Origin of the sequence: Pseudomonas edaphica, assembly GCF_965277385.1 — a bacterium.
Lineage (GTDB): Bacteria > Pseudomonadota > Gammaproteobacteria > Pseudomonadales > Pseudomonadaceae > Aquipseudomonas > Aquipseudomonas edaphica.
The window spans coordinates 1,031,649-1,050,074 of record NZ_OZ255725.1 but is presented as its reverse complement, the minus strand read 5'-3'; the positions used below and the strand labels follow the sequence as shown (position 1 = coordinate 1,050,074).

Below are 18,426 nucleotides of genomic sequence, written 5' to 3'. Positions count from 1 at the left end.
TTCCGATCAGGCGACAGCTCCCGCGCGAGCGTTCTTGCAGCTCCAGGATGACGGTAATGTTGTCGTTGTTGACGGTGTGGCTACCTGGGCTCGATTCGGTTTCACGCCAACTGCCCCTCCTCGGCCGCGAGTGATCTACCCGGATCATGGCACTGGTCCTCTGCCTACGTACAAAGAATGGACTTGGGCGTTCTGACGGTCCTTAACGGGTAGCAAGCATATATCTTAGGATCATTGCTGGCCGCACGACTCATCTGCGCGGTTCAGGCCGTGTAATCACTCTTAGCCTCGCTATTACGCGAGGTTTTTTCATTTTCGGCCCCGCCACACCCTTCGCTCTAAGCAGGGAGTGCCGCCGGGGCTGACCTATTTCAAGCATGCCCCACGGAGTCGAGCGCATGGAGTATCTACAGCGCCTGCTCGACAAAATCGACAGGTTCGAATTACTGATCGCGGGCCTCGTTGGCGCTGTGATCGCCAGCTGGTGGCACAAGGACGACTTGAACGACTGGCGTGCCTGGCTGATCTTCCTAATCACCGGCATGGCCTGCTCGATCTACCTGACGAGCATGGTGAGCACCTACCTGGGCGTGACCGAGCCAAAGATCGTCGCCGGCATCGGCTTCCTGCTGGGCGCATTCGGCGGTTCGCTCTTGGCGGCCATCAATCGAGCCATCAAATCCGCTGACCTCTGGGCGCTCATTCGCCAGCGGTTCGGGGGAGGCAATCCACCATGAATCTTGAACTGATCAACTCCATCGCCTGCGGCCTTATCGCGCTGTGGGCAGCATGGTGCGTACTGAGCGGGAAGGTGAGGGACGGCATTCTCGGGAAGCTGATCTACTCGACGATCGCGATCAGCGGTTTCGTCGTCATGGCGCGCAGCCAGAACATCTTCTTCGGCCCGACCAGTGCTGGACTGACGCTGCATGTGTCCCTGGCCCTGGCTGGTGCTCGCCACATCTTCATGGTCACTTACTGGCAGCGGGTGAAGGTCTGGCTGTGCCGGACGCTGAACTGTGAGCACTGCCTGCACTGTGATAAGGCCCCTGGTGGGGTCGAACGCCGGGGTAAGTAATCCGCGCCACGTTTTAGGATGCGCCAATGCAAGGTGAATTGCGCGAGTCTTGTCGAGTTTTCATGCGCCGCGTTTCTCGCGAATTGCTGAAAGAGAGCGAAGGCTCGCGGTCATGAAGGCCGCCGTATAAAAGGTACCGTTAGTGACTGATGCCACGAGGGCGTAGATATCCAAGCGACTTGGGTATCCGCGAGCCACGCAGAATGACCAGATCAGGATCACAGAGAAACCAGCCCCCATGCCGAGCATTGCGCTCAATGCCGTGCTCTGCCATTTGCCTAAAATTTTGGTGGGTTTTGCCATGCGCGCCACTGACAGCGCGATACTGAGCAAAAGGAAAAACGTGGCTATTCCAGCGCGTAGCAATTGAGGGGAGCTTTCCATGCATGCCTTCTATTCAAGGTTAGTGATCGTGAGCCTCTGACGAGACTTGTGCCTCAGTGTAGACACTCCGACCTTTCTGTCCCGACCTATCTCCCTCATTGAGACTCAGTATGACGACCATTGCCTACAAAGACGGCGTGATCGCCTATGACTCCCAGGTAACGCGTGGTGATGTGATCACCTACGACGATACGAAAAATGCCTTGAGCGCAACGGTGTGAAGTTCTTCTGCTCCGGCGCTGTCTCGGACTATCAGCGCCTGGTTGATGCTTACTTCGGTGCAAAGCCTGAAGGCAACATCGACGTTACAGCCATCGTGTTGGATGGTGAGCAGTTGATGCTGGTTGCAGTGGATGACGCTACTGGCCTGTGGAGGTCGCCGATAATGCTGGATCGCCCTTACGCCATTGGTAGCGGTACGCCCTACGCGTTCGCCGCAATGGACATGGGCGCCAGTGCTTATCAGGCGGTAGAGATGGCCTCCAAGCGCGACACCAGCACCGGCGGCAAGATTCGCAGAGTGTTCATCAAGAAAGACTAAGGATTCCCCATGACAACCAAGCAACCCGACTGGGAGGCGATCGAACGTGCCTACCGGGCAGGTTCGCTTTCCATCAGGACTATCGCAGAGCGCCAAGGCGTGAGCGACACGGCAATCCGGAAGAAAGCCAAGGTTCAAGGATGGGCGAGAGACCTTTCTGACCAGGTGCGCAAAGAGGTTCGCAGCAAGCTGGTTCGCGGAGAGGTTCGCAACGACCAAGGCGCGAACTGCGAACTAGATGCCGAAATCATCGAAGAGGCCGCAGAAGAAGGGGCTCGGGTGGTTCGCAGCCATCGCCGAGACATTCGCAAGGCCACGAACCTTGCGAACCTGCTGATGGATGACTTACTCAATACCATCCAGCGCCGCGAAGAGATCGAAGACGCGATCATCGACGAGACTGACGAGGACAATAACGGCATGCGCCGGGCCTCGATGCTCGCTGCTGTCGCGCTACCCAGCAACTCCAAAACCTTGTTTCAGCTTTCCTCTGCAATGAAGAACCTGCAAGTTCTGGAGCGTCAGGCATTTAGCCTGGACGAGAAGGAGAAGACGGACGACGCCGACGAGATCTCGAAGATGATGGACGAATTATCACAGGACGCCTGATATGAAACCCGAGCACATGAAGCTGCTTCGGGATCGGTTCTGGCGACTGAATAATCTCTACTTCATCACCGACAAGCAGGGCAAAAAGGTTCGCTTCCGCATGACGCAGGAGCAGATCGATTACTTCCAGGGGATGCATACCCGGAACATCATCCTGAAAGCTCGCCAGCTGGGCTTTACGACGCTGGTGTGCATCGTCCAGTTGGATGCGGCGCTGTTCGAGGCGGCGAAGTGCGCCTTGATCGCTCACACCCTGAACGACGCGAAGCGTCTTTTCCGGGAGAAGGTCAAGTACGCCTACGACAATCTGCCGAAGGAGCTTCGGGCTGCCAACCCAGCACGAAATGACGCCGCCGGTGAGTTGGTGTTTAGCAAGGGCGGTTCGCTTTACGTTTCCACATCATTCCGTGGCGGCACGCTGCGCTACCTGCACGTATCCGAGTTCGGGAAGATCTGCGCCAAGTTCCCACACAAGGCGCGGGAGATCGTCACCGGTGCTTTCGAGGCTGTCGCTGCTGAGTGTTTCGTCACCATTGAGTCGACGGCAGAAGGACGGGCCGGGTATTTTTTTGATTACAGTCAGTCAGCAGAGCGCCAGCAACTCGCTGGTGTCCCGCTGGGCCTGCTCGACTGGAAGTTCTTTTTCTTCAGTTGGTGGAACAACAAGGCCTACAGCCTCGACTCTGCTGACGTAGTGCTGCCGCAGCGCCTGACCGACTACTTCAACGAACTGCACGCCAAGCACGGGATCGTCACCAACGACGGCCAGCGCGCCTGGTATGCGGCCAAGGAAAAGACACTCGGCGACGACATGAAGCGGGAGTACCCGTCGATCCCCGTCGAAGCCTTCCAGCAGTCGGTCGAGGGCGCCTACTACGCGCAGCAACTGACGAAGCTCTATGCGCAGCAGCGCATCGGCGTGATACCGAACAACAGCCACCTGCCGGTGATGACCTTCTGGGACATCGGCGTCGGCGACTCTACGGCCATCTGGTTCGTCCGCCAGGTCGGTGAAGAGTTTCACATCATCGACTACTACGAAAACAGCGGTGAGGGCCTTCGGCACTACATGAAGGTGCTCAAGGACAAGGGTTACACCTACTCCGAGCACTGGGGGCCGCACGACATCGATAACCGGGAGTTTGGCAGCGATGCCAAGACTCGCCGGGAGCTGGCCCGCGAGGGTTACGACATCGACGGCCAGAAGTACAGCATGACGTTCCAAGTCGTTCCGAAGCTCGGCATCAACGATGGCATCGAGCAGGTGCGGGAGATCTTGCCAAAGTGCGCCTTCGACGACTCGAAGTGCGAGCAAGGCGTCTCCTGCCTTGAGAACTACCGCAAGGAATGGGACGACAAGCGCGGCTGCTGGAAAGACAAGCCGCTTCACGACTGGACCTCTCACGGCTCCGACGGGTTTCGGTATTTCGCCGTAGCCAAGAGCGCCCGGAAGCCGGTCAAATCAATCAAAATGGGATTCGCACGCTAATGGCAGACGTCACATACACCCGCCCGGAATACGACGCGGCACAGTCCCGTTGGCGGCTGGTGCGCGACGTGTGCAAGGGCTCCGAGACGGTAAAGGGGCGCGGCGATGTGTATTTGCCCAAGCCCAACCATCACGACACCAGTCCTGAGAACATTGAGCGGTACAAGTCGTACAAGCAGCGTGCAGTGTTCTACAACGCCACGGGGCGCACGAAGCACAGCTTGGTAGGTGCCGTGTTCCGCACATGGCCGACTTTAACCGTACCTGGTACGCTTGATTACGTGGCCACGGACATTGACGGGCAGGGCGTGAGCGTTTACCAGCAGTCGCAGTCTGTCATCGGGCATCTGCTTGAGGTTGGTCGGCACGGTTTGCTGGTGGACTACGCAGCGGTGCAGGCCGGTACGGTGAGTAAGGCAGACGAGCAGGCTGGGCGCGCCCGTGCGAACGTTGCGAGCTACCCGGCTGAATCAATCAGGAACTGGAAGACCCGCAAGGTCGGTGGTCAGCACCTGCTGAGTCTGGTCGTATTGTGTGAAGAGGCAGACGTCGATACCGATGATGGCTTCGGTAGCGAAAAGGTCGTGCAGTACCGCGTGCTGCGTCTGGACGTGGCCGGCGTGTATACCCGGGAGCTGTGGCAGGAAAGCTCAAGCGAAACGGCGATCGTCATCCCCCCCTTCACTCCGTTGAATGGTGCGGGCCAGCCATGGCGCGTGATCCCATTTCAGTTTCTCGGTAGCGAGAACAACGACACCAGCATCGATGATTCACCGCTGTATGACATGGCTGTGCTGAACATCGGCCATTACTGCAACAGTGCGGACTACGAGGACTCGGTGTGGTTTTCAGGGCAGCCGCAGTTCTGGATATCGGGGTTGGACGAGGCCTGGCGCGATCACCTTGAGGCAAACGGGATCTATGTCGGCTCCAGGGCGCCGCTGACGCTTCCTGCGAGCGGATCGTGCGGATTTGCTCAGCCTGAGCCGAACACGCTTGTGAAAGAGGCGATGGACGCCAAGAAGCAGGACATGGTGTCCCTGGGCGCCCGCCTGATTGAGCGTGGTAGCGCGGTGAAGACCGCAACCCAGGCCGACAACGACAGCGCCGCCGAACACAGCGTGCTTTCCCTGGTGGTGAGCAACGTCAGCGAGGCGTACAGCCAGTGTCTTGAGTGGATGGCTGAGTTCGTGAACGCGCCTGGTGAGGTGGTCTACAAGCTCAACCAGGACTTCAGCCAGATCACTCTGGATCCGAGGATCCTCGTGGCGCTGTTCAATGCGGTGCAGGGCGGCAAGTTGCCGGAAGGCGACTTCTGGCAGTACCTGCGCGATCGCGGCGTGATCAACCCGGAGAAGACGGACGACGAAATTCGGGGCGAACTAGAGGCACAAAGCACTGGGCCTGACCTGGATGACGACGAGGTAATTCCGAATGGCCGCAAACCAAGCAATCCTTGACGCCACCATCCGGCACGCCGTCTTTCTGGAGCAGCTGAAGTCGGGAGAGGTTGCGAAGTTCGCTCCCTTCCTGAAGGAAATTGACCGCTCGATTCGTGAGCGGCTGACCCGGGCGGACCTGACGGATTACACCGTCGCCCGCCTGGAGCGGCTGCTGAGCGAGGTTGATAGCCTGCTGCTGGGCATTTTCGACCGGTACAGCGAGAAGCTGAACCTCGACCTCGTGGATATCGCCAACTACGAGGCCGAGTTTGAAGCTACCAGCCTGACTCGGGCGGCGCCGGCGGGCATCACCTTCGACGCTGCGGTGCCAGGTGCGGCGGCAATCAGGGCGGCGATCCTCACCAATCCGCTCAGTGTGCGCGGCGCTGATGGCGGGAAGCTGCTCAAGTCGTTCATTGATGGATTCACCGCAACCGAGCGGCAACGCCTCACAGGCGCGATCAGGCAGGGCTTCTTCGAAGGCCAGACGAACTTCCAGATCATCAAGAACATTCGAGGCACCAAGGCGCTCCAGTACAACGACGGTATCCTGGCCACGACCAACCGCAACGCCGGCGCCATCGTGCGGACGGCAGTGCAGCACGTCGCCACTCAGGCGCGCATGGAGACGCTGAAGGAAAACAGCGACGTTGTGCAGTCTGTGGAGTGGGTCAGCACCCTGGATTCGAAGACCACCAGCCAGTGCCGGACGCTCGATAAGCGCCGGTTCAAGCTGACGGAAGGGCCGAGGCCGCCGATCCACATCAACTGCCGCTCTACGGTGGTGGCGGTGACGCGTTTCAGCGCTCTGTTCGCCAAGGACGCCACGCGCGCATCCACTGGTGACGCCGGCGCCCAGCAGGTGAGGGCCGACCTCAGCTACTACGACTGGCTCAAGCAGCAGCCGGCGGTATTTCAGGACAAGGCTATCGGGCCGATGCGGGCGAGGCTTTTTCGCGAAGGTGGATTGAGTGTCGAGCGCTTTGGCGAGCTGCAGCTTGATCGCAACTTTGCGCCACTGACCCTCGCACAAATGCGCGCCCTTGAGCCGCTGGCTTTCGAGCGCGCAGGTGTTTGAGGGATCAATCGCTGCCCTTGTCGATCGACGATTTGTACCAGAAGTACGGATTGATGGGGTCTTGGACGGGCGGTTTCCCCGCAAGAAATTCTTTGGCTGCGTCGAGATTGAAGTCGAGAGCATTCACGGGCCGGTAAAAATCGAACTTTCGTTTTGTAGGATTGAAGATCCCAGTGCTCACCAGCGCGTTTACCACCTCTGTGGTTGCCTGCATGGTGTTGCGATACGGTGAGTTCTTCGGCAGAAATTTCGCCCGAATCAGAGGGTCCAGCGACCCCATCTGCCGAGCGTCGAAGTTGGCTAGTGCCTGCGCGCGCATATTTACTGGAAAGCTTTCACCGTACTCTTTCCGCACCTCGTCGAGATCGTCGTCCGCGCCCATGCTCACCTGGCTTGTCCGGACGCAATAGTCGACCAGCCGGACGAGATCAATATGCTCGCCCGGTGCGTGGGGCAATGAAATGCGCAGCCCGTCATCCGACAGGAGAGTGGTTTTTGTGGGAGCTGCACTCCGCTCCGTTATGTTTTTTTGAAGCATTACGTATTCCTCGTATGGGATCAGAGCAAACAGTGGTTTGCCCTCTTGATCACTGATTATTTGATGTTTTTTGTTCATGTTGCGTTCTCGTTTCGTGTGAGAAGCGAAATATTAAATGAAATAAATGAAAAAATCCAATCTGGATTTATCTCGGATATCGGGTTTTCACATCCGCAGGCAGGGCCTGCACCTACGTCTCTGGGAGACAACCAATGCTGAAATTCCAACTGGATACCCTGGAAGGGGTAGATGAAGCCGTGCGCGCTCTTTACACCGAGAAGGACGGCAAGTTCGTACTCGGCATTGAAGGTTTGCCGCAGCAAGAAGATGTATCGGGCCTGAAGGCCAAGGTTGATGAGCTGCTCGGCGAGAAAAAACTGGCCGAGAAGAAAGCGCGCGAAGCCGAAGAACTGGCCCGCACCGAGCGTGAAGAAGCCGCTCGCAAATCTGGCAACGTCGAAGAACTAGAAAAGTCCTGGTCCGAAAAGTACAACCGCCGCGAAGCTGAGCTGAACGGCATGCTGGAACAGGAGCGTGGAACGCTGAGCACTCAGATCCGGGATCTGACCGTCGGCCGTACCGCTACTGACATCGCGTCTGCCCTGGCAATCCCGGGCAGCGCCAAAGCCCTGTTGCCGCACATCGAACGCCGTCTGAGCGTCGAGCAGCGCGACGGGAAGCCTGTTGTGGTCGTCCTCGACCAGCAGGGCAAGCTCTCGGCGGCAACGCTGGATGAGCTGAAAGCAGAATTCGCAAACGACACGGCCTTCGCGCCGTTGATCGCGGGTAGTAAGGCATCTGGCGGCGGGGCTGCTGGTGCTGGAGGTGGCGGCGGGGCCGCAAAAGGAAAAATCGGCGGCACCAAAGAGGAACGACAGGCCGCGATCGCGAGCCGGTTCCCGGATCTCCCACAATCGTAAGGAAATAACTCATGTCCCTGTCGCAAATGCAGGTTTTCAACGAATACATCATGCCGGCGACTCTCGAGACGCTGGATCAGTATCTCGCCGCTTTCAACGCCGCCAGCCGCGGTGCAATCGTGCTGTCGCCGGACGGCTTCACTGGTGACTTCCTTCAGGAGTCGTTTTTCCAGACCCTGGCCGCAGCCCAGCGCCGCGTGGATCGCTACAGCACGAACGCCGCTGTCGCTGCAACCGATTTGACTGAGCTGAAGAATACTTCGGTGAAGGTCGCCGGTGGCTTCGGTCCGATCCGCTACGAGCCGTCGCAGATGACCTGGCTAGAGCGACCAACCGCCCAAGGCATCGAGGTCGCCAGCCGCGCGTTCGCTGAAATCCTGCTGAAGGACCAGCTGAACACCGCGATCGCCGCCTTGGTAGCTGCAATCACCGCCCAGGCAGCCGCGGTCAACGATGTGTCGGCTACCGTAGGCATCACCTACGCTGGCCTCAACAACGCACACGCGAAGTTCGGCGACGCAAGTCAGAACCTGGTAACCCAGGTGATGCAGGGCACCAGTTACCACAAGTTGGTCGGCCAAAACCTGGCAAACCAGAACCAGCTGTTCCAGGCCGGTAACGTCCGCGTGATCGATATTCTGGGCAAGATCTCCGTGGTGACGGATGCCCCGGCGCTGATGCAGGCCGGCACCCCGAACAAAGAAATCATCCTGTCCCTGGTGCAAGGTGCTGCGCTGGTCCACGACGGCCGCGACATCATCAGCAACGTCCAGACCACCAACGGCAAGGAGCGTATCGAAACCACGCTCCAAACCGACTACACCTTTGGCCTGGGCCTGAAGGGCTACACCTGGGACACCACCACCGGCGGCAAGTCGCCAACCGACGCCGAACTGGCGACCGGTACCAACTGGGACAAGACCGCCACCAGCATCAAGCACACCGCCGGTGTGGCTTTGATCGGTGACGCCTCTAAGTAACCCTGACAGCTGAGTCGGGCCCAGTGCCCGGCTTGGCGAGGACACGATCATGAGCAACAAGAACATCTGGTATCTGCCTGGTCCATTCCACCAGTACCAGGAGGACGTGAAGGCACTCGCCAAAGCAAGCGGCCTGCGCATCGTCGACGCAAGCGTTACCGAAAGTCGTGAAGATGCCGCCGACGAAGTGCCCGACGTGACGATCAAGGAGCTGCCTACCGTGCTGCTGATCGGCGGCGGTAATTCCAGTGTCGATATCGAAGCCTTCCGCGCCGAGCTTGAGTCTGTTGGCCTGATTGTCGAGTCATTCGCTGATCAGGAACTGGTGCGCCCCGAAGGCGAGCTTGGTCCTATCGCTGGCCGCCTGTTTCAGGTGTTCGAGGAGGTAAGCGCGGGCGTGGAAAGCCTCATCCGTGAGCGTGATGGCGAAGCAGAAAAGGCGAAGGCTCTGCAACTGCAAGTGGACGACCTTCTCCAGCAGGCCGCCAAGGCTCGCCTGGACGACCCGGACGCGAAGGAAATCGCCGAGCTGAAGGCTAAGCTGGACGAAGCCAAGGTTCCATATCGGGCCAACGCCTCGAAAGAATCCTTGGAAAAGCTCGTCGCTGATCTGACCAAGGCGTGATAATGCTGGCTGCCGGTGACGCGGCCGCCAATCCCAAAACATTCCAGCGAGTTGACGCATGACACTCATCATCGAGGACGGCACCGGTAAGCCTGACGCCGAAAGCTACGCGAGTGCCGAGGATCTGGCCCTTTATGCCGTGAAGTTCGGCACTATCATCCCTGCAGGTATTCGCGAGCAAGAAGCGTTGCTGCGCCGGGCCGCCTTGGCAATGGATGGCATGACCTGGAAGGGGCGCAAGATGAGCAGCGAGCAGGCGCTGGCCTGGCCGCGCCGGGGTGTTGAGTTGGACTACCAGATCAAGCCAGACAACTACATGCCGGCGCGCATCCAGTACGGCCAGATGGCCCTGGCCGCTGAAATTCATCAGGACGATATCGACCCGGTGGAGAAGCGCAAAGGTGCTGTGTTGCTGGATCGTGTTGAGGGGGCGGTAACGCGACAGTACGCGGCGATCCCGTCCACCAGCAACCGACTGCTGCCGGCGGCGCCGGATCGACCGAGCGCTACGCAGTTTGCCGACTATCTGAAGAGAAGGGGCTTGTTCGCTGTCCGAGCGTGAGATAGTTTTAACCCCTCAATACAGGGAGGAGTATTTCATGTCGCTCAAGCTTACGGTTCACGAGTTGGAAATTTGGGATAAATATGCAGCCGCCGCCCTTGCCGCTGTTGCTAATCTTGACGGCGGTCACGACAGAGCTGTTCGAGTTGCCGCAGATCTCGCGGATAAGCTTTTTGAAGAGAGAAACGCAAGGAAAAAGTCGTTGGGCGAGTCTTAACCCTCTGCCTGAGTATCGATAAAGCCCAGCTACCCTGCTGGGCTTTTTACATCTGGAGCCACCATGGCCTTCTACGACGAAATGGCCGTGATGGCTCTGGATATGATCACAGAGTTCGGCCAGCCCGTGACCATCAGCAAGACTGATCCGGGCGAGTACGACCCGGAGACGGGCGGGGAAGCGCCTGGCGCAACCATCGAGCAGATCGCCCACGGCATCCTGCTCGACTTCACCGGCCTGGAATTCCAGAACAACAGCCTCATCAGGCAGGGCGACAAGAAGCTCAAGATTGCCGCGCAAGGATTGGCTTGGGTGCCGGGTCTGCTCGACAAAGTCGTAGCCCAAGGCCGCACATGGTCAATCGTACCTCCTCTGAAAGAGATCAATCCGGCGGGCACGCCGATCCTTTATGAATTGCAGGTGCGATCATGAGCCGGGCAGGCGCCGGCCAGTCCGGTAGCTTCGCCCTGAGCCTGGCCGAGTTCGCCTCGCAGGCCAGCGAAGCCATCGATGCCAGCGTGCGTGAAATTATCATCGAGGTCGGCAGCAGCCTGATACGGATGTCCCCCGTGGGTAACCCGGAGATCTGGGCGCAGAACGCAGTGGCCACCCAGTACAACAAGGCCGTCGATGATCACAACAGCGCGCTGCGCGGTGACCCGGCCAACCTCACGAAGGGCGGCAGGCTCAAGAAGGGCCGCAAGCTCAACGACGGCATGGACATCAAGGCGCCAGAGGGCTACGTCGGCGGCCGGTTCCGGGCGAACTGGCACATATCGCTCGGCGTGGTTGAGAGCGTCACCTTTGACGAGGTGGATCCGAGCGGCGCCGAAACTACAGCGGCGCTGGTTGCAGCAATGAGCGACTTCACCGCCGGCCAGATCGCCTACATCATCAACAATTTGCCCTACGCGATCCCGCTGGAGTTCGGCCATTCCACCCAGGCCCCCGGCGGCATGGTTCGGGTCACCGTGGCTCGCTTTCAGCAGATAGTGCTGGAGGCCATCAGGAACAACCAGGTATGAGTCACGCAATTATCGCTTCGATCTACGAGGCCAAGCTAATCGCCTGGAACGCTGCCAGGCCGGAGAAGCTGAAGATCGTGTTCGATAACACGGCCTACACGCCGGCGGCGGGCGAGACCTATCTGCGAGCCTTCACTATCCCGGGCGACACCGCAAGCAACACGCTCGGCGGTGACCACCGGCTGTTCACCGGTGTTTTCCAGGTCAGCATCATCGCGCCGGCGGGCACCGGCAAGGCCAAGACGAACCCTATAGCGGCTGGACTGACCGATCTGTTCCCGCTATACGCCAGGGACACGAAGAGCGCTGTCACCGTGGTGACCATGTCCCCAGTCGACCAGGGCCCCGGTATCACCGGCGACTCAACCTACACCGTCCCGGTCTCGTTCTTGTACCGAGCCGACACGAACTGATCCCGCCCATTGGGCAAACCCACAAACCCGCCATTGAGCGGGTTTTTTCATATCTGCAAAGAGGAAATACCCATGGGCTACAAAATTCCGGACGGCGGCACCTTCCAGCACGGTGCGACCTATGGCCCGGACATCCCGTTTTCGGCGCTGAGCAACGCGGCTGAAGCCGTGGCCACTGTAACTGGCGGCACGCTCTCGGCTGGCGACATCGTGATCGTCACATCCGGCTGGACTCGCCTGGGCAATCGGGTGGTGCGTGTCAAGGCCGCCACTGCCACCGCCATCACCCTCGAAGGGGTCGACACTACCGACGCGCAGGTCTATCCGGCCGGCTCCGGCATCGGCTCGCTGAAGAAGGTGCTGACCTGGGTGCAGATTCCGCAAATCACTGACGTGGCTTTCGCCGGCGGCACCCAGAACTATCTGGACGTGGTGTTCCTGGAAGACAAGCAGGGCCGCCAGATGCCAACCGACAAGGCTGCCGCGAGCTTGGCGCTGACCATTGCAGATGACCCTGGCCAGGCGTTCAACGCCATCCTGCGTGCAGCGGATGCCAGCCAGACTATTCAGGCCGCGCGCCTGAACCTGCCAGGTAACGACACGCTGTTCTACGGCGCCTTCACATCGTTCTCCAACCAGCCGACTGTGTCTCGCAGCAACTTGCTGACCCGGACCGTGAACCTGGCGCTGCAGGGCGAACCGACCCGTTACCTGACTGCGGTGGCATAACCCATGGCAAAGATCAGAATCGCCCAGAACCCGACGTTCAAGGCCTTCGTGTCGATCCCTATCGTTGGGGGCGAGCCCGAGAAGATCGAGTTCACCTTCAAGTATCGGGATCGTCCAGGGCTTGCCGCCTTGTTCGATGAATGGACCCTGAAGCGTGACGAGGCACAGGCCGCCCTCGGCGATAAGCCTACGCTTTCCGAAATCGTAGCCGCTGACACTGAGCAGCAAGCGCAGCAGATCAAGGACCTGGTGGTCGGCTGGGGCTTCGATGACAAGTTCGACGATAAGAGCATCCTGGCATTGGTGAAGTCCTGTCAGGGCGCTGCTGAGGCAGTCGTGAACGCCTACCAGAACGCATTCAGCCAGGCCCGCCTGGGAAACTGACAGACGCCGCCCGCGCACTCTACGCGCCGGCGGCACCTGCTGAACTGATGGGTCTGTTTGGGCTTTCCCCGGGTGACCTTGAAGAGGTGACCGAGGTATGGCCCTGCAACTGGCCGGCGTTCTTCCTGTTCAACCGGATGTCGACTCAGTGGAGGGCGGGCGCCGGCGGCGCGATCGGTCTCGACTACACCTGCATCCGCGACGTAGCCGGGTTCCTCGGCATCAAGAAAAAGAAACTCGCTGAAATCTTCCCTGACATTCAGGTGCTGGAAGGCGAGGCCCTGCGCGTCATGGCGGAGGAAAGGGAAAACAGCCCGTAACCACGGGCACTTATTCAAGGTGAGTCGATGAACATTGCAGAACTCGGCGTCAAGATCGACTCGGCCGATGCAATCCAGGCTAAAACGAGCCTGGATGATATGGCCAAGGCCGGAGGCCGGGCCGAGCAGTCTGCCGTTTCGCTGATGAACGAAATGCAGGCGCTGGAAAAGTCGCTGTCTACCAGCGCCAAAACCACCCAGGACCTGGCAAAGCAGCGCGACGCTCTCGCCAAGCTGACCAAGACCGGCGCCTATGGCGAGGCTGAGGCAGCGAAGATCTCGGCTCAGCTCGACAAGCAGCAGGTGGCCTTGGCCAAGTCGGCCATGGATGAGCAGAAGGCCCTCAACAGTCTGTTGGGTGCCATCGACCCGGCTCGCGCGGCCCTGGCCAAGCTGGATACCCAGGTAGAGCAACTGGGCAAACATCTGGATGCCGGGCGTATCAACCAAGAGCAATACAACCAGGCCCTAAAGAAGATCGATGGCAAGTATGCCGAGATCGACAAGACGAGTTCGGCGTTTGCGGGCCTTGGACTGAACACCAAGGCCGCCAGGCAGAACGTGGTTCAGCTCGGCAATGCTCTGGCTGAAGGAAACATTCGTGTAGCGGCACATAACGTTCTGGAACTCGGGACCAATGCCGGCGCCTCGGCCGTTCGCATCGCAGCCATGGCCGCGCCTATTGGGCTTGCTGTAGCAGCGGTCGGCGCACTCGCTTATGGATTTGTTCAGGGCAGGGCCGAAACCGACAAATACAACAAGTCGCTGATCCTCACCGGCAACTACGCAGGCGTCAGTGCCGGACAGCTCGGCGATATGGCGCGCCAGGTCAGCGCTACTGTCGGCTCTACGGGGCAAGCAGCCTCTGTCCTGGCTCTGCTGGCTGACAACGGGAAGATCGCAGGTGCGAGCTTTACCGAGATCACTCAGGCCGCCGTGTCGATGCAGGAAGCGACTGGCAAAGCTGTGAGTGAGACAGTCGGTGAGTTCTCCAAGCTGGCAGACGACCCCGTCAAGGCGTCCGCTGCGCTAAACGAGCAGTATCACTACCTGACTGCCTCGGTTTACTCGCAAATCGTGGCCCTTGAGAAGCAAGGCGATCACGCCGGCGCCGTAAAGCTCGCGACCGATGCCTACGCTGATGCGATCAATGAGCGCACTCCGAAGATTCTGGCAAACCTCAGTCTTTGGGAAAAGGCTTACAACGCCGTGGCGCGCGCCGCCGACGGGATCAAGAATATTGGTCGTCGCGACATCAACGCGGATATTGAAAGCGCGAAGGCGGACCTGCTTGAAGCGCAAAACATGGACGGGTTGTTCCAAAACAAAAAGTCCAAAGACGCGCTGATTGAGTTTCGGCAAGACCGCCTAAACATGCTGGAAGATGAGAAGGCGGCCCAAGCCGATATCGCCAAGTGGGAGGGTGACCAGGCCAAGGCCCAAGGCGAAGCCGTGTCGTCGATGGCTAAAATCGATGCTTTGACTAAATCGTCATGGACGAATGAGCAGAAACGCGCCGACGCCCTCAAGGACTACAAGAAACAACTCGACGATATCCGCAAGGTAGCGCCGAACGATCCTCGCCTGGCTCAGGCAACGGTCGACAAAAACATCGCCAATATCAACGACAAGTTCAAAGACCAGAAGGCCGCCGGTTCCCAGGTCGACTTAACCAGTTTCAACAACGCCAAGAACGACCTGGCGGCGATCACCGACACCTACAAAAACTATCAGAAGGAACTGGACGCGGCACAAAAGGCCGGCCTGCTTTCCGAGGCCGATTACCTGCTACGGCGCCAAGCTCTCATCGGCAACGAACGCGACCAGGTAACGGCAGCCTACGAGGCCGAGATTTTGGCGCTGGAGGCTGCCAAGGGCAAGAAGACCACATCGGCCGCGCAAAGCATCCGGCTGGACCAGAAGATCGCTGACGCGCGCGCGGGGATGGTCAAAGCGCAGAAAGACGCTGACAGCCAGCTTGAAGTCCTGGCGACCAACGAGACCGGGCGCCTGGCCAAGCAAGAGCGCGCGATCAGCACCTACGTGCAGGCTCTGGGGCAGCAACAGCGAGCTCTGAAGCTCGCCGGCCAGCGCGCGGTTCTCGGCGTGGGTCAGGGTGACCGCCAAAACGCACTCAGCGGAGAGCTGAACAGCCAGCAAGACCGGTTTGCTCAGCAGTCGCTGGAGCTGGCCAACCAGAAGTCCGACCCATCGCGGAATATGTCGGAGGAAGAGTTCACCCGCAAATCGCAAGCGCTCGCAGACGCGAACAAGGCGGCTACCGACCAGATCCGGCAGAACTACGCGGATGTAGAGAACGCCCAGGGCGACTGGACGAAGGGGGCGGCAGCTGCCTGGGACAACTATCTTGACTCGGCGCACAACATCGCCGGCCAGACAAAAAGCCTATTCGGCAATGCCTTCAGCTCAATGGAGGACTCGCTGGTTAACTTCGCCGTATCAGGCAAAGCGTCGTTCGCTGACTTTACCAAGTCGATCCTGGCGGACATGGCACGCATTGCCACACGCCAGGCCAGCTCGGCATTGCTGGGAAACCTGGTGGGTGCAGCGGCAAGCTACTTCGGTGGTAGCGCCGCCGGCAACGGTTTGGCGGCCGGGTCTGCGGGGGCCGCGTCGTCAAACCTCGGCGCTTCGGCTGGCGGCTATTCCGGTTCGTACTTCCCGCAAGCCTTGGGTGGCGCCTGGTCGGGGGGTGTACAGATGTTCGCCGACGGTGGTGCCTTCACCAACACCATTGTCAGCAAGCCCACGGCGTTCGGTATGGCCAACGGCAAAACAGGGATCGCTGGCGAGGCGGGGCCGGAGGCGATCATGCCGCTGACCCGGACATCCAGCGGCAAGCTGGGGGTTATGGCGATGGGCGGCGGCGGGGCGGGCGCAACGCAGATCAATGTCGAAGTGCATATCGACGGAGACGGTAACGCATCATCCTCCGCCGACGCACCTGGTTACGATCTGTTTGGCAAAGAACTGGCTGCGTTCGTTGAGCAGAAGTATCAGCAACTGCGCAACAAGGACATGGGCCAGGGCGGCGTCATCAACAAAGCAATCAAGGGGCGCTGATGGCAATCGAGCGATTCACCTGGGCAACGGAGAAGGGCGCGGAGGGGGAAATCACCCAGCGCGTCCGTTCCAAAAAGTTCGGCGATGGCTATGAGCAGTCGGTCGAGGACGGACTGAATAATCAGTCGGAATCCTGGCCGGTTACGTTTACCGGTATGGCATCTCGTATCCTGGAGATAAGGAAGTTCCTCGACAGGCATAAGGGGGCAAAAGGCTTTCTCTGGACGCCGCCCCTCGGCGAGCTTGGTCTCTACAAGTGCAACGGCTACAAGCCGGTTCACCGTGGCGGCCAGGTCTACGCCATCACCGCCACCTTCCAGCAAACCTTTCACCCCTGAGATAACCGCCCATGGCACTGATCACGGACATCCAGAAACTGGAGCCCGGCGGCGAGATTCGCCTGTTCGAAATTGACGGCACCGAGTACGGCGCGGATTACCTGCGCTTCCATGGGCACGCAATTCCGCACACGCCCGAGGAACTGCTTGCCTACGAGCATTCGGAAGAAGATCTGCCAGCCAAGTCAATTTGGTGGCAGGGCGCCGAATATGCGGCCTGGCCGGTACAGATCGAAGGCATCGGCTCCAACAGCGACGGCACGGCCACCAGGCCGACGTTCGCCGCCGGCAACGTCAACGGGCGCGTCACGGCGCTGTGCCTGGCTTTCGAGGACATGCTCAAGTTCAAGCTCACAGTCCGCGAGACACTGGCCAAGTACCTGGACGCAGCCAACTTCCCCGAAGGCAACCCCACTGCTGATCCGACCCAGGAAGCGCTGGAGATCTGGTACATCGACCAGAAAACCAGCGAGGACGGCGAGGCGGTGGTCTGGGAGCTGTCCTCCCCGGGCGAGATCGATAACCACGGGCTGCCCGGGCGCCAAATGACGACGTTCTGCCACTGGGCCATGACCAATGGTTACCGAGGGCCGGACTGCGGATACACCGGCGCGTCCATGTTCGACGATGAGGACAATCCCACGGATGACCCGGCCAAGGACCAGTGCAAGGGTTGCTTGTCGTCCTGCAAGTTGCGCTTCGGCGAGAACAACGAACTTTCCTTCGGCGGATTCCCCGCCGTGTCCCTCATTGCCAGGAGCTGACCATGCGCAAGCACATCATTGCGGCGATCCAGGCGCATGCGGCAGCGGAGTATCCGAAAGAATGTTGCGGCCTGCTGCTGGCCATTGGTCGAAAGCAGAAGTACTTCCCGTGCCGAAACATCGCCACGGAGCCGAACGAAGAGTTTCGGCTCGATCCTGAGGACTATGCCGCGGCGGAAGACCTGGGCGAGGTGCTCGGCATTGTCCATTCGCACCCGGACGCCACCAGCAGGCCGTCACCGCATGACTTCGCCATGTGCGAGGCCACGGCTTTGCCCTGGCACATTCTGTCGTGGCCCGAGGGGGATTTGCGCACGATCACCCCAACCGGCCGCACGCCGCTGCTCAAGCGGCCGTTTGTACATGGCGCCTGGGACTGCTGGCAGGTCTGCGCTGACTGGTACCAGCGTGAATGGGGGCTCGAGTTCGAAGCCTTCCAGCGCACCGATGGCTGGTGGGAGGGCGCCGAGAACACCAGCCTGTACGAGGCGAACTACGAGGCGGCAGGCTTCGTGCGCGTAGACAGCCCTCAGCGCGGCGACATGATCGTTATGCAGGTTGGTCGGACGGTGCACCCGAACCACGCCGGGATTTACCTGGGCACCGATCCGGCGCTACCTGGTGAAGATGCGGTTACGTTTGGTCCTGGACCATTCTTGCTACATCACCTTTACGGTAGGCCGTCCGAAATCATAATTTTTGGCGGGCCATGGGCAGATAGAACTTGCCTAATCCTCAGACACAAAGACGCCAAAAAACGAAAGTGACGCAGTAAGGCCGCAGAAAAAGGGCAAGCAAACCTCACAACGCTACGTGAGCGAGATGCAAATTTGGAATACTGAGTTTTGCTAGATAAAAGTGACGGTCATGTCTCCGAAACTGGAAGTGGTTAGTTGCGGCGATACG

The 18,426-nt window shown here is 59.6% G+C and carries 23 protein-coding genes and 1 pseudogene; 22 read left to right on the top strand and 2 right to left on the bottom strand.

The annotated features are described in order from the left end of the window. The first annotated feature begins 398 nt into the window (after positions 1-398). Positions 399-737 (top strand): MFS transporter, encoded by a 339-nt coding sequence (locus ACQY47_RS04410; protein WP_178905473.1) that lies wholly within the window; start codon positions 399-401, stop codon positions 735-737. Next, positions 734-1,078 carry a hypothetical protein gene (locus ACQY47_RS04405; protein WP_028616732.1) on the top strand — a complete coding sequence of 115 codons (345 nt, stop codon included), beginning with the start codon at positions 734-736 and terminating at the stop codon, positions 1,076-1,078. Before ACQY47_RS04410 ends, ACQY47_RS04405 begins: the two co-directional genes overlap by 4 nt. Before the next feature lie 60 nt (positions 1,079-1,138). On the opposite strand, the gene ACQY47_RS04400 is transcribed toward ACQY47_RS04405, so the two are convergent. Then, on the bottom strand, positions 1,139-1,462 hold the full coding sequence (locus ACQY47_RS04400) for a hypothetical protein (RefSeq protein WP_428556022.1): 324 nt from the start codon (positions 1,460-1,462) through the stop codon (positions 1,139-1,141). A 110-nt stretch (positions 1,463-1,572) separates the two neighbouring features. On the opposite strand from ACQY47_RS04400, the pseudogene ACQY47_RS04395 reads away from it, so the two are divergent. From ACQY47_RS04395 to ACQY47_RS04375, 5 genes and pseudogenes are all read left to right on the top strand, one after another. After that, a pseudogene (locus ACQY47_RS04395) lies at positions 1,573-2,003 on the top strand (proteasome subunit beta). Between the two features lie 9 nt (positions 2,004-2,012). Further along, the gene (locus ACQY47_RS04390) at positions 2,013-2,612 is read left to right on the top strand and encodes a hypothetical protein (RefSeq protein ID WP_069022855.1); all 600 of its coding nucleotides are present in this window, start codon (positions 2,013-2,015) and stop codon (positions 2,610-2,612) included. A 1-nt stretch (position 2,613) separates the two neighbouring features. Beyond that, positions 2,614-4,101, top strand: coding sequence for a terminase (locus tag ACQY47_RS04385; protein WP_428556019.1), 1,488 nt, complete (start codon positions 2,614-2,616; stop codon positions 4,099-4,101). Beyond that, complete coding sequence (locus ACQY47_RS04380) at positions 4,101-5,561, top strand: DUF4055 domain-containing protein (protein WP_428556016.1); 1,461 nt, start codon at positions 4,101-4,103, stop codon at positions 5,559-5,561. The genes ACQY47_RS04385 and ACQY47_RS04380 overlap by 1 nt, the downstream gene beginning before the upstream one ends. Further along, positions 5,536-6,621 carry a minor capsid protein gene (locus ACQY47_RS04375; RefSeq protein WP_428556013.1) on the top strand — a complete coding sequence of 362 codons (1,086 nt, stop codon included), beginning with the start codon at positions 5,536-5,538 and terminating at the stop codon, positions 6,619-6,621. Before ACQY47_RS04380 ends, ACQY47_RS04375 begins: the two co-directional genes overlap by 26 nt. Before the next feature lie 4 nt (positions 6,622-6,625). Here ACQY47_RS04375 and ACQY47_RS04370 read toward each other — a convergent pair whose 3' ends face one another. Further along, on the bottom strand, positions 6,626-7,237 hold the full coding sequence (locus ACQY47_RS04370) for a hypothetical protein (RefSeq protein ID WP_428556010.1): 612 nt from the start codon (positions 7,235-7,237) through the stop codon (positions 6,626-6,628). Positions 7,238-7,371: 134 nt separating this feature from the next. Here ACQY47_RS04370 and ACQY47_RS04365 point away from each other — a divergent pair, with 134 nt between their 5' ends. The 15 genes from ACQY47_RS04365 to ACQY47_RS04295 all read left to right on the top strand — a co-directional run bounded on the left by ACQY47_RS04365 (position 7,372) and on the right by ACQY47_RS04295 (position 18,287). Then, a complete protein-coding gene (locus ACQY47_RS04365) occupies positions 7,372-8,079 on the top strand; it encodes a hypothetical protein (protein ID WP_428556007.1) in 708 nt (235 codons plus the stop codon). 11 nt (positions 8,080-8,090) lie between these two features. Beyond that, positions 8,091-9,059, top strand: coding sequence for a major capsid protein (locus ACQY47_RS04360; protein ID WP_428556004.1), 969 nt, complete (start codon positions 8,091-8,093; stop codon positions 9,057-9,059). Positions 9,060-9,108: 49 nt separating this feature from the next. Next, positions 9,109-9,684, top strand: coding sequence for a hypothetical protein (locus ACQY47_RS04355; protein ID WP_428556001.1), 576 nt, complete (start codon positions 9,109-9,111; stop codon positions 9,682-9,684). Positions 9,685-9,742: 58 nt separating this feature from the next. Further along, positions 9,743-10,246, top strand: a complete 504-nt coding sequence (locus ACQY47_RS04350) for a DnaT-like ssDNA-binding protein (RefSeq protein ID WP_428555998.1) — start codon at positions 9,743-9,745, stop codon at positions 10,244-10,246. Positions 10,247-10,283: 37 nt separating this feature from the next. After that, positions 10,284-10,463: a hypothetical protein gene (locus ACQY47_RS04345; protein WP_191950997.1), complete on the top strand. Its 180-nt coding sequence runs from the start codon at positions 10,284-10,286 to the stop codon at positions 10,461-10,463. 63 nt (positions 10,464-10,526) lie between these two features. Beyond that, positions 10,527-10,895, top strand: a complete 369-nt coding sequence (locus ACQY47_RS04340) for a hypothetical protein (RefSeq protein WP_428555995.1) — start codon at positions 10,527-10,529, stop codon at positions 10,893-10,895. Further along, positions 10,892-11,488 carry a hypothetical protein gene (locus ACQY47_RS04335; RefSeq protein ID WP_186617633.1) on the top strand — a complete coding sequence of 199 codons (597 nt, stop codon included), beginning with the start codon at positions 10,892-10,894 and terminating at the stop codon, positions 11,486-11,488. Before ACQY47_RS04340 ends, ACQY47_RS04335 begins: the two co-directional genes overlap by 4 nt. Next, positions 11,485-11,901, top strand: coding sequence for a phage tail terminator-like protein (locus ACQY47_RS04330; RefSeq protein WP_186617631.1), 417 nt, complete (start codon positions 11,485-11,487; stop codon positions 11,899-11,901). Before ACQY47_RS04335 ends, ACQY47_RS04330 begins: the two co-directional genes overlap by 4 nt. Before the next feature lie 72 nt (positions 11,902-11,973). Further along, a complete protein-coding gene (locus tag ACQY47_RS04325; protein ID WP_186617630.1) occupies positions 11,974-12,630 on the top strand; it encodes a phage tail protein in 657 nt (218 codons plus the stop codon). Positions 12,631-12,633: 3 nt separating this feature from the next. Next, positions 12,634-13,014 (top strand): phage tail assembly chaperone, encoded by a 381-nt coding sequence (locus ACQY47_RS04320; RefSeq protein ID WP_053256732.1) that lies wholly within the window; start codon positions 12,634-12,636, stop codon positions 13,012-13,014. A gap of 47 nt (positions 13,015-13,061) precedes the next feature. Next, a complete protein-coding gene (locus ACQY47_RS04315) occupies positions 13,062-13,334 on the top strand; it encodes a DUF1799 domain-containing protein (protein ID WP_186617629.1) in 273 nt (90 codons plus the stop codon). A 27-nt stretch (positions 13,335-13,361) separates the two neighbouring features. Further along, the gene (locus tag ACQY47_RS04310; protein WP_428555990.1) at positions 13,362-16,418 is read left to right on the top strand and encodes a phage tail tape measure protein; all 3,057 of its coding nucleotides are present in this window, start codon (positions 13,362-13,364) and stop codon (positions 16,416-16,418) included. Further along, positions 16,418-16,756: a phage tail protein gene (locus tag ACQY47_RS04305; protein ID WP_138453577.1), complete on the top strand. Its 339-nt coding sequence runs from the start codon at positions 16,418-16,420 to the stop codon at positions 16,754-16,756. Before ACQY47_RS04310 ends, ACQY47_RS04305 begins: the two co-directional genes overlap by 1 nt. An 11-nt stretch (positions 16,757-16,767) precedes the next feature. Continuing rightward, positions 16,768-17,520, top strand: coding sequence for a phage minor tail protein L (locus ACQY47_RS04300; RefSeq protein ID WP_428555987.1), 753 nt, complete (start codon positions 16,768-16,770; stop codon positions 17,518-17,520). Between the two features lie 2 nt (positions 17,521-17,522). Then, positions 17,523-18,287, top strand: a complete 765-nt coding sequence (locus ACQY47_RS04295; RefSeq protein WP_428555984.1) for a C40 family peptidase — start codon at positions 17,523-17,525, stop codon at positions 18,285-18,287. The last annotated feature ends 139 nt before the right edge of the window (positions 18,288-18,426 follow it).

What these genes read in the sequence shown, in the direction of transcription:
- ACQY47_RS04410 (WP_178905473.1), top strand. Translation starts at nt 399, where the DNA reads ATGGAGTATCTACAGCGCCTGCTCGACAAAATCGACAGGTTCGAATTA.
- ACQY47_RS04405 (WP_028616732.1), top strand. Translation starts at nt 734, where the DNA reads ATGAATCTTGAACTGATCAACTCCATCGCCTGCGGCCTTATCGCGCTG.
- ACQY47_RS04400 (WP_428556022.1), bottom strand. Translation starts at nt 1,462, where the DNA reads ATGGAAAGCTCCCCTCAATTGCTACGCGCTGGAATAGCCACGTTTTTC.
- ACQY47_RS04390 (WP_069022855.1), top strand. Translation starts at nt 2,013, where the DNA reads ATGACAACCAAGCAACCCGACTGGGAGGCGATCGAACGTGCCTACCGG.
- ACQY47_RS04385 (WP_428556019.1), top strand. Translation starts at nt 2,614, where the DNA reads ATGAAACCCGAGCACATGAAGCTGCTTCGGGATCGGTTCTGGCGACTG.
- ACQY47_RS04380 (WP_428556016.1), top strand. Translation starts at nt 4,101, where the DNA reads ATGGCAGACGTCACATACACCCGCCCGGAATACGACGCGGCACAGTCC.
- ACQY47_RS04375 (WP_428556013.1), top strand. Translation starts at nt 5,536, where the DNA reads ATGGCCGCAAACCAAGCAATCCTTGACGCCACCATCCGGCACGCCGTC.
- ACQY47_RS04370 (WP_428556010.1), bottom strand. Translation starts at nt 7,237, where the DNA reads ATGAACAAAAAACATCAAATAATCAGTGATCAAGAGGGCAAACCACTG.
- ACQY47_RS04365 (WP_428556007.1), top strand. Translation starts at nt 7,372, where the DNA reads ATGCTGAAATTCCAACTGGATACCCTGGAAGGGGTAGATGAAGCCGTG.
- ACQY47_RS04360 (WP_428556004.1), top strand. Translation starts at nt 8,091, where the DNA reads ATGTCCCTGTCGCAAATGCAGGTTTTCAACGAATACATCATGCCGGCG.
- ACQY47_RS04355 (WP_428556001.1), top strand. Translation starts at nt 9,109, where the DNA reads ATGAGCAACAAGAACATCTGGTATCTGCCTGGTCCATTCCACCAGTAC.
- ACQY47_RS04350 (WP_428555998.1), top strand. Translation starts at nt 9,743, where the DNA reads ATGACACTCATCATCGAGGACGGCACCGGTAAGCCTGACGCCGAAAGC.
- ACQY47_RS04345 (WP_191950997.1), top strand. Translation starts at nt 10,284, where the DNA reads ATGTCGCTCAAGCTTACGGTTCACGAGTTGGAAATTTGGGATAAATAT.
- ACQY47_RS04340 (WP_428555995.1), top strand. Translation starts at nt 10,527, where the DNA reads ATGGCCTTCTACGACGAAATGGCCGTGATGGCTCTGGATATGATCACA.
- ACQY47_RS04335 (WP_186617633.1), top strand. Translation starts at nt 10,892, where the DNA reads ATGAGCCGGGCAGGCGCCGGCCAGTCCGGTAGCTTCGCCCTGAGCCTG.
- ACQY47_RS04330 (WP_186617631.1), top strand. Translation starts at nt 11,485, where the DNA reads ATGAGTCACGCAATTATCGCTTCGATCTACGAGGCCAAGCTAATCGCC.
- ACQY47_RS04325 (WP_186617630.1), top strand. Translation starts at nt 11,974, where the DNA reads ATGGGCTACAAAATTCCGGACGGCGGCACCTTCCAGCACGGTGCGACC.
- ACQY47_RS04320 (WP_053256732.1), top strand. Translation starts at nt 12,634, where the DNA reads ATGGCAAAGATCAGAATCGCCCAGAACCCGACGTTCAAGGCCTTCGTG.
- ACQY47_RS04315 (WP_186617629.1), top strand. Translation starts at nt 13,062, where the DNA reads ATGGGTCTGTTTGGGCTTTCCCCGGGTGACCTTGAAGAGGTGACCGAG.
- ACQY47_RS04310 (WP_428555990.1), top strand. Translation starts at nt 13,362, where the DNA reads ATGAACATTGCAGAACTCGGCGTCAAGATCGACTCGGCCGATGCAATC.
- ACQY47_RS04305 (WP_138453577.1), top strand. Translation starts at nt 16,418, where the DNA reads ATGGCAATCGAGCGATTCACCTGGGCAACGGAGAAGGGCGCGGAGGGG.
- ACQY47_RS04300 (WP_428555987.1), top strand. Translation starts at nt 16,768, where the DNA reads ATGGCACTGATCACGGACATCCAGAAACTGGAGCCCGGCGGCGAGATT.
- ACQY47_RS04295 (WP_428555984.1), top strand. Translation starts at nt 17,523, where the DNA reads ATGCGCAAGCACATCATTGCGGCGATCCAGGCGCATGCGGCAGCGGAG.